We start from the raw sequence: 12,661 nt of genomic DNA, 5'->3' as shown, positions 1-12,661 counted from the left end.
ATCATCGCCTGAGCTTCTGATCCGTTCGGTGGATTTCGCACGGATTGAGCAGACACGCCCGCGCTGCTGAAGGGGCTGCTGTTCGAGCCGGACGGCGCAGCATTCTCGCCGACCCACACCCGCAAGGGCGACAGGCTCTACCGCTACTACGTCAGCCAGACCGTGCTGAAGCATTGCGCCGGATCCTGCCCGGTGGGCCGGGTGCCGGCAGGCGAGATCGAGGCTGCGGTCATAGACCAACTCCCTGCGGTGTTCCGACAGCCAGAGATTGTTGCGGGGACTTGGAAGGCGGCGCGTGCCCACGCCGACGACATCACCGAAGCAGACGCCCGCACGGCCCTGCAGCAACTCGACCCGTTGTGGGAAGAGCTGTTCCCTGCCGAGCAGGCCCGCATTGTCACGCTGCTGGTCGAGCGGGTCGATATCGGGGCCGACGGCCTGAACGTGCGGCTGCGGTTGGACGGACTCAACGACCTCACGCGCGAGATGTTGGCTGGAGACATCGGAGCGGCCGCATGACCCGCGGCGCTCCGATCCCCGAGACCGTGACGCTCCACGTGCCGTTCCGCATTGTGAAACGCGGCGGACGGAAAGAGATGCAGATGCCCGAGGGCGCCGCGCATCCGCGCCGGACGGACAACACGCTGGTCAAGGCTCTGGCCCGCGCGTTCCGGTGGAAACGAATGCTGGCGTCGGGGGAGTTTGCCACCATCGGCGAATTGGCCGAGCGCGAGGGGATCGCGCGTTCATACATGACCCGCGTCCTGCGGCTGACGCTGCTCGCGCCCGACATCGTCGAGGCGATCCTCGATGGCAGGCAGGGGCCGAAGGTGACGCTGGCACGGGTGCTGGAGCCGTTCCCGGTGGAGTGGGCAATGCAATCGGGGCCCTTCGGGCAGATCGGCTGAAGCGGTCGTTCGTGCGAGGTGCGGCGATCGACTGCTCCGAGCCCACAATGACCGATGCTGCACTCCGCATGAACGGCATCTTCAATCGAACAGCTATTATTCTGAAAGGTGTTCTGCTAAGAAACGTTCGGCTATGCTCCACGCTCTTTGCGTGGCTTTTTCGCTGTAAACGATGCCTTCAGCAGGAGCGTCTGCCCGGGGATGAGTGAATGCGTGGCTCGTATGGCCCAATGCAAGAAGCTGCCAGTCAGCGGACGCCATCGTAAGTTCATCTGTGAGACTGATAACATCGTTTGGTTTGGCGAGCGGATCATCCCATCCGTGCAACACGAGAACAGAGGCCTCAATTACATCGGGAGGCGTTGATGCCCAAGCTGGACGGTCAAATAGTCCGTGGAACGATACCACCGCCTTGAGCCCCAAGTTTGCGCGCGCGGCATCAAGCGCACATTTTCCGCCAAAACAGAAACCTATTGCGGCTGTACGGTCCACTGCAACGTTTTCCATCTCTTGCATGGCGGTATGTGCAGCCTTCAGCCGTTCAAGCAAAAGGACCCGATCTGCGTCCATCTCGCCCATCAATGCTGTCGCTTCATCACCTGTCGTGGCACGACGACCTTGACCATACACATCAATAGCGAAGCCGACGTAGCCCAGTCGGGCTAGTCGTTCAGCATGGGTTGCATCCACATCGGACTGACCGCCAAACGCATGGCAAACCATCACGCCGCTTCGTACCGACTTTGCATCCTCAAGGGGCCGACTAACTATACCTTCGAAGGGACCACCTGGGCCGTCATACACGAAAGGCTTGGTTACGATTTCGGATATCATTTGATTGCCCTGCAAAATGGAACTTGGACTGAGGCTAAACACATTGAAACCGGACCTCCATATTCCCTCAACGGATGCCCAATTTGTCCTGTGGTTTCAACTGATCGCTGCAACACAGGCTTCAAATTTCTCGGCTGGCGTTTGGACGTGCGCTTGGACCAAGCGGTCAGACGCCGCGCATTTGAGGTGTCATCGCATCTGTCCGCTCCGGGGTCTGCCACCGCCATGCTATACCAACGATGGCAATTAGAGCGATCAACTGAATACCCATGAAAAAGACATTGTCGAGGTCGGGTTTGAGGTTCATCGCGACGATCATGGCCATGGTCAAAAGGCCCACACCAATGTTCGCCCATCGATTTGCGCCACTTGGCAACAGTAATGCGAGAACTGTCATCAAAATCGGGATCTCTATCATGATCCCCCCCAGCAGCATCAAGATGTCAGTCACGACGACCCCGTCAATCGTGCCGGAAATCATTTGCTCCAACAGGCCGGGGCGGCCAAACTCATGAATGTCACGGGCAAAGAAATTCAGGATAACGAAGATCCAAAGGATCGACAAAAGGACGCGGGGATTACGATTTTCGTATTTCATTTCAAGTTTCCCTTCGTAGTGTTGAGCGCGGCGTAGGGGGTAATGACGAACTACTTCGCAGTCCTATCGCTGGCCTGAGCATGGAACGGATCAAGAGTTCCGCGACCAGCAGATTAAGAACCCAAGCAAAGATCATCAGCCCATCGCGCAGCGGTCCCATCGCCTCGGAGCCGACCGTGATGATCCAGGCAATACCGACGACGGCCTGTGTAGATGCGCCTTGGCCAATGGCATAGGCTCGCAGCATTGATGCGCTATGTTGAAAGATGTCACGGGCTCTGATGGCGACCACAGCGCAGACGATGAGCCCGATCATTGCCGTGCCCAAGACAATCCGAACCCAATACAGCGCCGGACCTTGCAGCGCTTCGGAAAAGACATAGAAATGCGCCATCCACAAACCGCTCAGTGCAGAAACACATCCGGCCACGGCGATCACCCGCCCGTTGATGCGATGTGTTGTCGGATGTTGCCGCCGGATGCTTGGCAAGAACTGAACCGCCCCGACAATGCAGAACAAAAAGCTGCTTAGGATGTGAACAATGATGGGCGTTGGGGCAAGCAAGGCCCGCGGGTTCACGGGTGCAATTTGTGGCCCGCCGACAAGTTCCAGAACACGGATCAAACCGCCAAAGGCAGGAATGAACGAATAGACCAGGATAAGGCTCAAAACGGCCCATTCGGTTTTTTGCAAACGTATCATGAGAAATCTCTCAATTGGTTTCCAGTCATGTGGGACGCCGTGCCCAAAAGGCTGTGCTTGCGACCCCAGCACACGCGCCAAGGTGGACCGGTTCGCATCCGACATCGGCGAGTTGACAATCATGCAACCACGCCACGCCCTGCTTTTCAGTGACTGCCCATGTGCGCCATTTAAGTTGGATAAGCGCGCCGAAGAGTGAGGGGCGTGTTAAGCAAACGAACACCATTCCACCCGGTTTCAGAACGCGGATCATTTCCCTGAGCGCGCGTTTCGGATCAGGCAGATGTTCTAGGACATGCGCGGCCATGACCACGTCAAAAGACTGATCATCATAAGGCAATGACAAAACATCAGCTTGTTGACAGTGGGCACGCAGTCCGGCGGCGTGCATCTTTGATCGGGCCCGCACCAGCATCTTGGCAGAGGTATCTATGCTATGGAATGTGACCCGATCCACGAGGATACGATCAAGAGCAATCGACAGGCTTCCGGTCCCGACACCGCAATCAAGGACCCGCGCCTGTGGCCCAGCTTGCCCAAGAACCGTTGCGATATGAGAGGTCAAGAGCGGTTCTTGATAGGCGGCTTCCAGTTGAAAGCGAGCCGCCGTGCGCTCCCAACGGCTTGAAGCAGCATCATAGCGGCTGGCAAGATCCGCAGAAGAGAGCGGCAGCCTCTTCACGAGGACTTCCCAGGAGCCGATACGACGAGAGGCCATGAGAACTGCGTCCTCCATCACAGGGGTTTGCGTTGGCAAGAGGCCCTTGTTTTGGAGCTGTGTCATATTCGTCGCCTGTCTTGGGTTGGTCGATGGCAGACATAGAACGCTGGCCATCAATACGAAATTGCACATCCTTGTTGGTCTGGTATACGTAGATCATGGAGTGGAAACGATCAGCCTTCGACTGGAATCAAGCACGGGCATTTCTCGTTACCGCCGAGGAAGGATCTCTGTCCGCAGCCGCGCGGGCGCTTGGGCTTACGCAGCCGACGCTCAGCCGACAGGTTGCAGGTCTTGAAGAGGCCTTGGGCGTGACACTCTTTGAACGAACGTCGCGGGCGCTCTTGCTGACGCAATCAGGCGTAGAATTGCTTGTGCATTTTCGAACGATGGGCGATGCCGCGAACACCATATCCGTTGCAGCAACAGGCCAATCTGAAGCCGTCACCGGACATGTGTTGATCTCTGCGACAGACATGATGGCGACATATTTTCTGCCGCCGATCCTTAAGAAACTGAGCAAAATCGCGCCAGATCTCCAGATTGAGATTATCGCATCAAATGAAGTAAGCGATCTGCGGCGACGTGAAGCTGATATCGCGATCCGTCATGGACGACCCACAGACGAGGCCTTAATTGCAAAGCGGCTCAGGGATACAACAGCGCATCTTTTTGCATCAAAGCAGTATCTTGATGAAGTGGGACGTCCAAAGTCGCACGCTGACCTGTCCGAGTTAACGTTTGTTGGTTTCGACCAGCCAGAACTGCGGCTTGGTTTGATGGCGTCGCGTGGCGTCAATCTAACGACAGCAAATTTCAATTTTTCGACGTCAAGTGCGACGCTCATGCTCGAACTTGTCCGGCAGGGATTTGGGATTGGTATTCTTCCAGTTGAAGTAGGAGCGGCCTATCCCGAGCTGGAAAACCCTTTCTCAGCGTTTGAGCCGCTCAGTATCGAGACATGGCTGGTGGCCCACCGCGAGTTAAAAACAAATCTACGAATTCGCGTGGTTTTTGATTTGCTTGCTGAGGGTATTGGTTAGGAGCTTCAAAGCTCCTTCCTCAGATTGGCCTCTTTGAGACCACCTCTGTGTGGTCAACGAACTTTCGAATGTGCCGTCTCACGAGAGTTCCCAGCACAGATGAATCGTCATTTGCGGTCAATGGAACAGGTGCAGCGATTTCACACTTTGTCCGCAACCCCGTCGTTTGGACATGCCGCAGCGAACGGCCGCATTGGCGAACGTTCGATTTCTGTTCCATCTCGGCGAATGCTACCGGCATCGAAGTGTTCAGGTTGTCGGCGAGAAAAACGTAGGAATTTCAGAAAGCTACAAGCTCTGCACCAAATCGGCGCAGTCATGAGGTTCAGAGAATATGGCGCCGGAGAGAACTGTTTTGGCTGCCTTGTGCCGACCCCGGTCCTCAGCCTCTCCCGCATAACCCTCTAAAACAACGGAAAAAGCCGGCCGCAGCCGGATCGGGAGAACGCTTTCGCGAGGGCAAGTGGCGGAGGGGGCGGGACTGGGATCCAACGTTCTCTGGTTCGAAGGCGCATTCGGTAAAGTGCCTGGAGACAGACCATCGTCATCATGTCGCTCGGAAATTTGCTTCGTGGTCAAAGGGAAACTTCTGAGCGTTGGACCGGGTGATCACTTTCAGATGGCTCATTTACGAAGAGCATCTATTTGACCCCGTTGTCGATCTGCGAGATCGTGTTGCGTGATGATCAGCGTTTCCTCCGCGTCCTCTGTGCCGATTGAATATCCTTCGAACCGGATCGGGAGGCACGTTTCGAAGACTTGAGCAGGGCAGCACGACATCAGGGGTTTCATCGAGCCTTGCAGGTTGCCGGCTGCAACCGGGTCAGCCTTCGCGATTTGAGGAACGCGGTCCTTTCGATCGAGAATGACCTAACCCGTCACCCATGCGCGATGACGAGGGTACGGCTTGCGCTGAACTCGAACAGCGCATCCAGCCCCTTTTCTCGTCCATGTCCAGACTTGCCGACGCCACCGAAAGGGAGTTCGACGCCGCTGCCGGCGCCGTAGCCGTTAACGAAGACCTGTCCCGCGGCGATGCGCCGTGCAACACCGAGCGCCCGTGTCCCGTCTCTTGACCAGATCCCCGCGACGAGACCGTAATCGGTGCCGTTGGCAAGCGCGACCGCGTCATCCTCGTCGCTGAACGGCATGAGCGAGAGGATCGGGCCGAAGATCTCCTCTCGGGCCATCGGGTGGTCTCGTGGTACCGGACCATAAAGCCGGGGTGTGACGTAGAACCCGTCGGGCTTCGCGCGCGCATCCAGCGCGCCTTCGGCGATGAGTGGCACGCCCGCCATCTCGGCAAGATCGCAAAACCGGGTCACCCTGCGCTTCTGGGTCAGGTTGATAAGCGGGCCGAGGTCGCAATCTGCCTCCGGCGGACCCGATACAAGCGTGCGGAAAGCCTGTGCGAGGCGTTCGCTCAGCTCTGCCTCGACGTGCCGGTCGACAAGCACCCGTGAGCCTGCGGAACAGGTCTGGCCGGCGTTCTGCACGATCGCCGCGACGATGGCGGGCACCGCGAGGTCGAGGTCGGCATCGCTGAAGACGATCTGGGGGGACTTGCCGCCCAGTTCCAGCACGCAACCGGCATGGCGCCGGGCTGCGGCAACCTGCACCTGGGTGCCGACCTCCGGGCTGCCGGTGAAGGACAGGAAATCAACGCCGGGATGCCGGGAGAGCGCCGCCCCGGCGACCTCGCCGCGTCCGGGCACCACGTTGATCGCGCCGGCGGGAAAACCGGCCTCGCGCGCGAGTTCGGCGAGCCGCAGCGCTGTCAGGCAGGCGTCCTCGGCGGGCTTCAGGACGGTGGCATTGCCCATGGCGAGGGCAGGGGCCAGCGTCCGTCCAACCATCTGTGCCGGATAGTTCCATGGAATGATATGACCGGTGACGCCATGGGCCATGCGTTCGGTCAGCGCCAGCCAACCGGACCGATACGGAATCGTCTGCCCGTGCACCTTGTCGGCCGCGCCGCCGTAGAACTCGAAATAGCGCGCAGCGGTGTCGATATCCGCGCGGGCCTGACCCAGGGGCTTGCCCGTGTCGCGGGCCTCGAGCGCCGCGAGGTCTTCGGCATGGTCGGCGATCAGACCGGCGAGCCGTGACAGCAAGCGTCCCCGGTCCGCAGCGTCGAGGCGCCCCCAGGGCCCGTCAATGGCCCCGCGCGCGGCGGTCACGGCGCGGTCCACATCGCGAGAGTCGCCCGCCGCGATCGCGGCGAAGCGGCGGCCGGTTGCCGGCTCGATCAGGTCGAGCGTCCGGCCCGAGGAGGCGGGTTGCCACGCGTTGTCGACGAAGACCCCGTTCTCCCGGTTCACGCCACCCGCAGCCATCGGTCGGTCCGAGCCATCCATGACCGCGCCTCCCTTGTTGACCCGAACCTTGCCCTTGCTCAGATCTTCACGGTCACCGTCTTGACATGCGAATAGTGGTGGATCGCCTCGATCCCCTTCTCGCGTCCGTAGCCAGAGTTCTTGTGCCCGCCGAACGGGGTCTGGACCGACATGGTGTTCCAGACGTTGACGAAGATCTGGCCTGCCTCGATCCGGTCCGCGACGCGCAGGGCCCGGCTGATATCGCGGCTCCAGAGCGTGCCGATCAGTCCGTAATCGCTGTCGTTGGCGATGCGGATCGCGTCTTCCTCGGTGTCGAAGGGGATCGCGACGCCGACGGGGCCGAAAATCTCCTCCTGCGCGATGCGCATGGCGTTGTTCACATCGGCATAGACCGTGGGCTCGATATAGAAACCGCCTTCCTGTCCGGACACGGTGGCCACCTTGCCGCCGGCCAGCACGCGGGCGCCGTCTTCCTCGGCCACCTTGAAATAGCTCTGCACGCGTTGGAATTGCGCCGGGGTTATGATCGGACCGAGGTTTTCGCCCGGCTTGATCTTGGCAACCTCGGCGCGCATCTTCTCGGTGAAGGCCTCGTAGACCGAGCGCTGCACGAGGATGCGGGTTCCTGCCGAACAGACCTGTCCCGCGTTCAGGGTAAAGCCCTTCACGGCCTCCGCTGCGGCGAGATCCAGATCGGCGTCTTCGAAGATGATGTTGGCCGACTTGCCGCCGAGTTCCAGCGTCAGGGGAATGATCCGTTCCGCCGCGATGCGACCGATGGCGCGGCCGACGCCGACCGAGCCGGTGAAGGCGACCTTGCGCACGGACTCGTTCCGCACGATCGCCTCACCCACGTCGAGCCCGGTGCCGAGCACGATGTTGATGACCCCTTTCGGGAAGCCAACCTCGCTGGCCAGCCGGGCCATCTCGATGGTCGTCTGGGAGGTGATCTCGGACGGTTTCGCGACCACGACGTTGCCCGCGACCAGCGCCGGCGCGATGGCGCGCGCGGCCTGGTTGAGCGGCAGGTTCCAGGGTGTGATCACGCCGATCACGCCGTAGGGCTCGCGCTTTGTGAAGACGTGCTGATCTGGTGCGACGTCGAGCACGTCGCCCGTCGGCAGATAGACGAGGCTGCCGTAGAACTCGAAATACTGCGCGCTGCCCTCGATCTCGGCGAGTGCGCCCGCGAGCGGCTTGCCGCTGTCGGCGCGTTCCATCTCGGCCAGCCGGTCGCGGTTGGCGCGGATCGCGTGCGCGAGCCCGAGCATCAGACGGCCGCGCTCGGCGGCGTTGAACCGGCGCCAGCCGTCGCGGGCGCGCTCGGCGGCCGCGACGGCCTTGGCGACGTCCTCCGCGGTGCCGGAGGCGACGCGCAAATGCGGCTGGCCCGTCATCGGATTGACGGTCTCGAGATAGGCGCCGCCGGCGGACGCCACGGTGGCCCCGTCGATCCAGTGATCGAGTGCCTTGAGGTCGGTACGGTTAAGCGTGGCTTGGTCGGACATGGAAGCCTCCGGAATTCGGGATCGCGCCGAGGGCGGCGATCAGATGTAGGGCATGGTCGCTTCGACGGAGGGGTGGCCCTTCTGCCGGTCGCGCCAGGCGCGCAGGTTCGGCAGATCGGCGAGCCAGTCGCGGTCCGTGAAGCGGAAGACGATGTAGTCGACGGCCGTGACAGCCGCGAAATTGGCAATGTCGGGCCGGTCCGCGAAATCGCGCGGCAACGCCTTTTCGAGACGCGCAAGGCCGTCGGCCATGGTGCGGTAGCGCTTCGAGCCCACCATGTCCGTGTCGAAAGCCTCGCTGGACTTGCGGCCGATGATGATCGCGGTCGCGGCCTCGGTCGCGCCAAGTGCGGGCGCGGCGATGGACAGCGTGCGGGCGAGATCTTCGGACGGGAAGATCGACGGCTGAGCGATCTCGTCGAGATAGCGCAGGATGAGGTGCGCCTCGGCGATGATGTGGTCGTCGTCGGTGGTCAGCACCGGCACGCGACCGGCCGGGTTTGCCTTCAGGAAGGCTGCCGGATCGCCCCACGGGTCCACGATTTCCAGCTCGACCTTGCTGGTGAGGCCCTTCTCCTCGATGGCGAGACGGACGAGACGGACGAAGGGGGAGGTCGTGTTGATGTAGAGATGCATTGTCATTTCACCTTCAGCGTGATGCCGCCATCGACCACCAGTTCGATACCGGTGATGTGCTTGGCTTCGTCGGAGGCGAGGAATACCGACGCCCAGGCGACGTCCCAGCCGTCGCCCATCTGGCCCAGCGGGACCAGCGCGTCGCGCGCCTTCACCATCGCCTCGGTGGAACCGTAGACCGATGTGACGTTGCCCTTGTGGATGAGCGGGGTGTTCATCAGGCCCGGCAGGATCGAGTTGCAGCGGATGCCCTTGGGGCCGTAGTTCAGCGCAATGTCGCGGGTAAACGCGTTCACCGCGCCCTTGGACGCCGAATAGCTGATGCAGGAATAGCCGAGGCTGTGGGTCGAGGCGATGGAAGAGATGTTGATGATCGAGCCGCCGCCCTGTTTCGTCATGATCGGCAGGATGTTGCGGCAGGTCAGGTAGATCGACTTGACGTTGATCGCCATCAGGCGGTCCCACTGCGCCTCGTCGAGCTCTTCCGGGCCGCCGGGATCGATGATGCCGACGTTGTTGTCGAGCACGTCGATGCGGCCGAAGGCGTCCATGCAGGATTTCACGGCCGCTTCGACCTGGTCGGCCTTGGAGACGTCGCAGACCGCCGTTTCAACCGTGCCGCCTTCCTCGCGAATGACCTTGGCGGTTTCCTCGACGGCTTCGGGGTTCACGTCGAGCGCGAAGACCTTGGCGCCCTCGCGGGCCATCGCCACGGCGGCAGCCTTGCCGTTGCCCCAGCCCGGTCCGATCGAGCCGGCTCCGGTAAAGAAAACAACCCTGTCTTTCAAACGGTCGGCCATAAGAGGCGCCTCCACAGTCGCAGTTCTATTGCGGCCACGTGACCGCAATCGCCGGCTCTGCGCAAATACGAAGCCGCTCTAAGGGCCATAGCGATAGCGTCTAGCTGTCGAGCGGAACTCGGTGCGGCCAGATGCGCCGCGGCATTTTCCCAAGCGTATTCAATAAAAAATGGCGCTCCCTTACTGTTCTCTCACGCCGGGCGCTGCTTGGGTATATCGGAAACATATAGCCCCGATGGATATTCCCTCTTTCGTCCCAAGCCTCTTGTTCCCGCATGCTGCGGGCGCCGGATCGTGGGCTGGGCACCGCATGACGCTTGTTCCGCCGGACCGGTCCCGATCAGATCTACGGAGGAGATCCATGAAACTGAAAGCACTTCTGAAGGCCGGCGTGCTGGGCGTATCGACGCTCGCCATGGCCTCGGTCGCCGCGGCGCAGGACAAGACCATCCGCATCGTCGGCTTCGGCGCGGCCTCGGGCGTGGTCGGCATCTTCGGCCAGAACTCCAGCGCGGCGATGTCGGCTGCGTTCGAGAAGATCAACGCCGAGGGCGGTGTCGAGCTCGCGGACGGTTCGAAGGCGATGATCGAAACCGAGTATTACGACGACCGCTGCAACGCCGAGGAAGGCATCTCGGTGCTGCGCCGGATCGCCTCGACCGACGCGCTCGTAGCCATCGGCCCGACCTGCTCGAACGTCGCCGAGCCGCTCTTCGGCATCCTGCAGGCGAAGGTCGACGACGAAGGCGACACAGGCCTGCAATTCCCGGTCTTCACCGACGTGGCGATCAAGGGCGGGCTTGCCGGGATCTCCGAATGGGTGTTCCGCAACACGCCGTCCGAGTCGCAGATGTATGACGATCTCTTCGCATGGCTCCGGACGAACCACCCGGACCTGAAGACGATCTATGGCGGCGTCGAGGAGGATTTCGCGCATTCCCGCTTCACCTGGTACTCCGTGATGAAGACCGCCGCGGAGAAGCATGGCTTCGAGGTCGTCGGCGAGGCCCAGTGGCTGCTGTCGGACACCAACTTCTCCAACCAGGCGCGTGGCATGCGCCGGGCGGAGCCGGATGTCGTGGCGATTTCCGCGCACCCCTTCACCACCTGCGGCATGCTGCGCGAGATGACCCGCCAGCGGATCCAGCCCAAGATCCTCGTCGGTCTCACCTCGTCGTCGTCGCTCGAGACGCTTTCGGGCTGCGCCAACGAGGCCGAGGGCCTGACAATCCCGACGAGCTTCGCGCCGGTGAACGAGGAGGCGAAAGCCGCCGCGGAAGCCGTCGTCGCAAAGGGCGGGCAGATGGACCTGCACAGCGCATCGGCCTGGGAAAACGCGATGATCCTGAAAGACATCATTGAGGCGGCAGAGATCGGCGGCACCCCGGAGACGCTGGAGGAAGACCGTCGCAAGATCCGCGACGCGCTGGCCGAACTTGAAAACGCGCCGGGTCTGCTCGGCTCGAACAAGCGGCTGCCCGATGGCGAGGCCGTGAAGCCGTATGTCTTCGTGCATGCCAAGGACGGCAGCTGGGACGTGCTGCACAACCCCGGCAGCTGAGCCGATAACGGGCGCGCCACGATGCGGCGCGCCCCACTCTCTCAAGGCGCGCGAACCCGGTTGCCTCACGGCGGGCGGACGGCGGGCCAAAGCAAGGCACCCCAGCCATGGACTACTTCTTTATAATCGACTTCGTGCAGTCGCTCGTGGACGGGCTGCTGTTCGGAACGACCTACGCGCTGATCGGCATCGGCTTCACGCTGATCTTCGGCGTCATGCGCAAACTCAACCTCGCCTACGGCGCCGCGGCGCTCGCAGGCACCTATATCGGCGTGGCCGCCTTCCTGGCCTTCGATGCGCCGCCGCCGGTCGTGTTCCTGCTCTCGGCGCTGGGCTCCGGCATCATCGGGATCGTGGTCTATTACTGCTGTTTCCGGTTCACGCCGACACAGGTTCCCATGGCCTCGCTTCTGGCCTCGGTGGGCATGCTGCTCTTCATCGACGAGGCGGTGGTCCACGCAAGCCACGGCATGCCCGTGCCCTATCCGTCGGTGTTCCGCAACGCGATCATCGAGATCGGCGATATCTGGGTGCGCGGAGACCTGCTCTTCGTCTTCGGCATCTGCGTGGTGGCGATGGGCGTGCTGTTCTGGCTGCTCTACCGCACGCCGCTCGGTCTCGCGACCCGTGCCGTCAGCCAGCAGCCGCGCGCGGCCGCCCTCTGCGGCATCGACCCGACCCGCGTGAACCTGCTCACCTTCGGCATCTCCGGCGTGCTCGGCGGCATCGCCGGTGCGATGACCGCGGCCGCGGTTGGCGTGCTCTCGCCGATCATCGCGCTCGGTCTGACCGTCAAGGGCCTGATCGCCGTGGTCATCGGCGGGCTCGGCTCGATCCCCGGCGCGATCATCGGCGGGCTGCTCGTGGGTGCGTCTGAAAACATCTTCCTGCTGCTGCGCGGCGTCACCGAGCGCGACATCTACGTGATGCTGATGCTCTTCCTCTTCCTCACCCTGCGCCCCGGTGGCCTCTTCGGCTCGACCGCCGGCCGCGACTGACAGGAGGTCACG

The 12,661-nt window shown here is 61.8% G+C and carries 12 protein-coding genes and 1 pseudogene; 5 read left to right on the top strand and 8 right to left on the bottom strand.

What is annotated here, in order from left to right:
* Positions 1 to 48: 48 nt before the first annotated feature.
* A pseudogene (locus DTQ71_RS19060) lies at positions 49 to 519 on the top strand (recombinase zinc ribbon domain-containing protein); the annotation flags it as partial.
* Positions 516 to 908, top strand: a complete 393-nt coding sequence (locus DTQ71_RS19055) for a hypothetical protein (RefSeq protein ID WP_109565895.1) — start codon at positions 516 to 518, stop codon at positions 906 to 908. The pseudogene DTQ71_RS19060 and the gene DTQ71_RS19055, both read left to right, overlap by 4 nt.
* Positions 909 to 1,004: 96 nt before the next feature.
* Here the strand turns inward: DTQ71_RS19055 and DTQ71_RS19050 are convergent, their stop codons facing one another.
* The 4 genes from DTQ71_RS19050 to DTQ71_RS19035 all read right to left on the bottom strand — a co-directional run bounded on the left by DTQ71_RS19050 (position 1,005) and on the right by DTQ71_RS19035 (position 3,827).
* On the bottom strand, positions 1,005 to 1,742 hold the full coding sequence (locus tag DTQ71_RS19050) for a dienelactone hydrolase family protein (protein ID WP_109565894.1): 738 nt from the start codon (positions 1,740 to 1,742) through the stop codon (positions 1,005 to 1,007).
* Positions 1,743 to 1,908: 166 nt separating this feature from the next.
* Entirely contained in the window at positions 1,909 to 2,340 is a 432-nt protein-coding gene (locus DTQ71_RS19045) for a DUF6326 family protein (RefSeq protein ID WP_109565893.1), read from the bottom strand.
* Position 2,341: 1 nt separating this feature from the next.
* The gene (locus tag DTQ71_RS19040) at positions 2,342 to 3,043 is read right to left on the bottom strand and encodes a DUF2306 domain-containing protein (protein WP_109565892.1); all 702 of its coding nucleotides are present in this window, start codon (positions 3,041 to 3,043) and stop codon (positions 2,342 to 2,344) included.
* Between the two features lie 25 nt (positions 3,044 to 3,068).
* On the bottom strand, positions 3,069 to 3,827 hold the full coding sequence (locus DTQ71_RS19035) for a class I SAM-dependent methyltransferase (protein ID WP_170125499.1): 759 nt from the start codon (positions 3,825 to 3,827) through the stop codon (positions 3,069 to 3,071).
* Between the two features lie 95 nt (positions 3,828 to 3,922).
* On the opposite strand from DTQ71_RS19035, the gene DTQ71_RS19030 reads away from it, so the two are divergent.
* The gene (locus tag DTQ71_RS19030; RefSeq protein WP_109565890.1) at positions 3,923 to 4,807 is read left to right on the top strand and encodes a LysR family transcriptional regulator; all 885 of its coding nucleotides are present in this window, start codon (positions 3,923 to 3,925) and stop codon (positions 4,805 to 4,807) included.
* Between the two features lie 878 nt (positions 4,808 to 5,685).
* On the opposite strand, the gene DTQ71_RS19025 is transcribed toward DTQ71_RS19030, so the two are convergent.
* The 4 genes from DTQ71_RS19025 to DTQ71_RS19010 are packed head-to-tail and all read right to left on the bottom strand — an operon-like array spanning position 5,686 to position 10,090.
* The gene (locus DTQ71_RS19025) at positions 5,686 to 7,143 is read right to left on the bottom strand and encodes an aldehyde dehydrogenase family protein (protein ID WP_109565933.1); all 1,458 of its coding nucleotides are present in this window, start codon (positions 7,141 to 7,143) and stop codon (positions 5,686 to 5,688) included.
* Positions 7,144 to 7,202: 59 nt separating this feature from the next.
* A complete protein-coding gene (locus tag DTQ71_RS19020) occupies positions 7,203 to 8,654 on the bottom strand; it encodes an aldehyde dehydrogenase family protein (protein WP_109565889.1) in 1,452 nt (483 codons plus the stop codon).
* A 39-nt stretch (positions 8,655 to 8,693) separates the two neighbouring features.
* The gene (locus DTQ71_RS19015) at positions 8,694 to 9,296 is read right to left on the bottom strand and encodes a glutathione S-transferase family protein (protein ID WP_109565888.1); all 603 of its coding nucleotides are present in this window, start codon (positions 9,294 to 9,296) and stop codon (positions 8,694 to 8,696) included.
* The gene (locus DTQ71_RS19010; protein WP_109565887.1) at positions 9,293 to 10,090 is read right to left on the bottom strand and encodes an SDR family NAD(P)-dependent oxidoreductase; all 798 of its coding nucleotides are present in this window, start codon (positions 10,088 to 10,090) and stop codon (positions 9,293 to 9,295) included. Before DTQ71_RS19010 ends, DTQ71_RS19015 begins: the two co-directional genes overlap by 4 nt.
* Positions 10,091 to 10,451: 361 nt before the next feature.
* Between DTQ71_RS19010 and DTQ71_RS19005 the strand changes: the two genes are divergently transcribed.
* Together DTQ71_RS19005 and DTQ71_RS19000 are read left to right on the top strand one after the other, a co-directional pair.
* Positions 10,452 to 11,651 carry an ABC transporter substrate-binding protein gene (locus DTQ71_RS19005; RefSeq protein ID WP_109565886.1) on the top strand — a complete coding sequence of 400 codons (1,200 nt, stop codon included), beginning with the start codon at positions 10,452 to 10,454 and terminating at the stop codon, positions 11,649 to 11,651.
* Between the two features lie 107 nt (positions 11,652 to 11,758).
* The gene (locus DTQ71_RS19000; protein WP_109565885.1) at positions 11,759 to 12,649 is read left to right on the top strand and encodes a branched-chain amino acid ABC transporter permease; all 891 of its coding nucleotides are present in this window, start codon (positions 11,759 to 11,761) and stop codon (positions 12,647 to 12,649) included.
* The last annotated feature ends 12 nt before the right edge of the window (positions 12,650 to 12,661 follow it).

It is taken from the genome of Jannaschia seohaensis, from assembly GCF_900116765.1.
In the GTDB taxonomy this organism is placed as follows: Bacteria; Pseudomonadota; Alphaproteobacteria; order Rhodobacterales; family Rhodobacteraceae; genus Jannaschia; species Jannaschia seohaensis.
Note: the sequence above shows the minus strand (reverse complement) of the source record. Positions and strands in the feature narration are given on the sequence as shown.

Coding starts and splice junctions, on each gene's coding strand:
- DTQ71_RS19055 (WP_109565895.1), top strand. CDS start 516: ATGACCCGCGGCGCTCCGATCCCCGAGACCGTGACGCTCCACGTGCCG.
- DTQ71_RS19050 (WP_109565894.1), bottom strand. CDS start 1,742: ATGATATCCGAAATCGTAACCAAGCCTTTCGTGTATGACGGCCCAGGT.
- DTQ71_RS19045 (WP_109565893.1), bottom strand. CDS start 2,340: ATGAAATACGAAAATCGTAATCCCCGCGTCCTTTTGTCGATCCTTTGG.
- DTQ71_RS19040 (WP_109565892.1), bottom strand. CDS start 3,043: ATGATACGTTTGCAAAAAACCGAATGGGCCGTTTTGAGCCTTATCCTG.
- DTQ71_RS19035 (WP_170125499.1), bottom strand. CDS start 3,827: ATGACACAGCTCCAAAACAAGGGCCTCTTGCCAACGCAAACCCCTGTG.
- DTQ71_RS19030 (WP_109565890.1), top strand. CDS start 3,923: ATGGAGTGGAAACGATCAGCCTTCGACTGGAATCAAGCACGGGCATTT.
- DTQ71_RS19025 (WP_109565933.1), bottom strand. CDS start 7,143: ATGGCTGCGGGTGGCGTGAACCGGGAGAACGGGGTCTTCGTCGACAAC.
- DTQ71_RS19020 (WP_109565889.1), bottom strand. CDS start 8,654: ATGTCCGACCAAGCCACGCTTAACCGTACCGACCTCAAGGCACTCGAT.
- DTQ71_RS19015 (WP_109565888.1), bottom strand. CDS start 9,296: ATGACAATGCATCTCTACATCAACACGACCTCCCCCTTCGTCCGTCTC.
- DTQ71_RS19010 (WP_109565887.1), bottom strand. CDS start 10,090: ATGGCCGACCGTTTGAAAGACAGGGTTGTTTTCTTTACCGGAGCCGGC.
- DTQ71_RS19005 (WP_109565886.1), top strand. CDS start 10,452: ATGAAACTGAAAGCACTTCTGAAGGCCGGCGTGCTGGGCGTATCGACG.
- DTQ71_RS19000 (WP_109565885.1), top strand. CDS start 11,759: ATGGACTACTTCTTTATAATCGACTTCGTGCAGTCGCTCGTGGACGGG.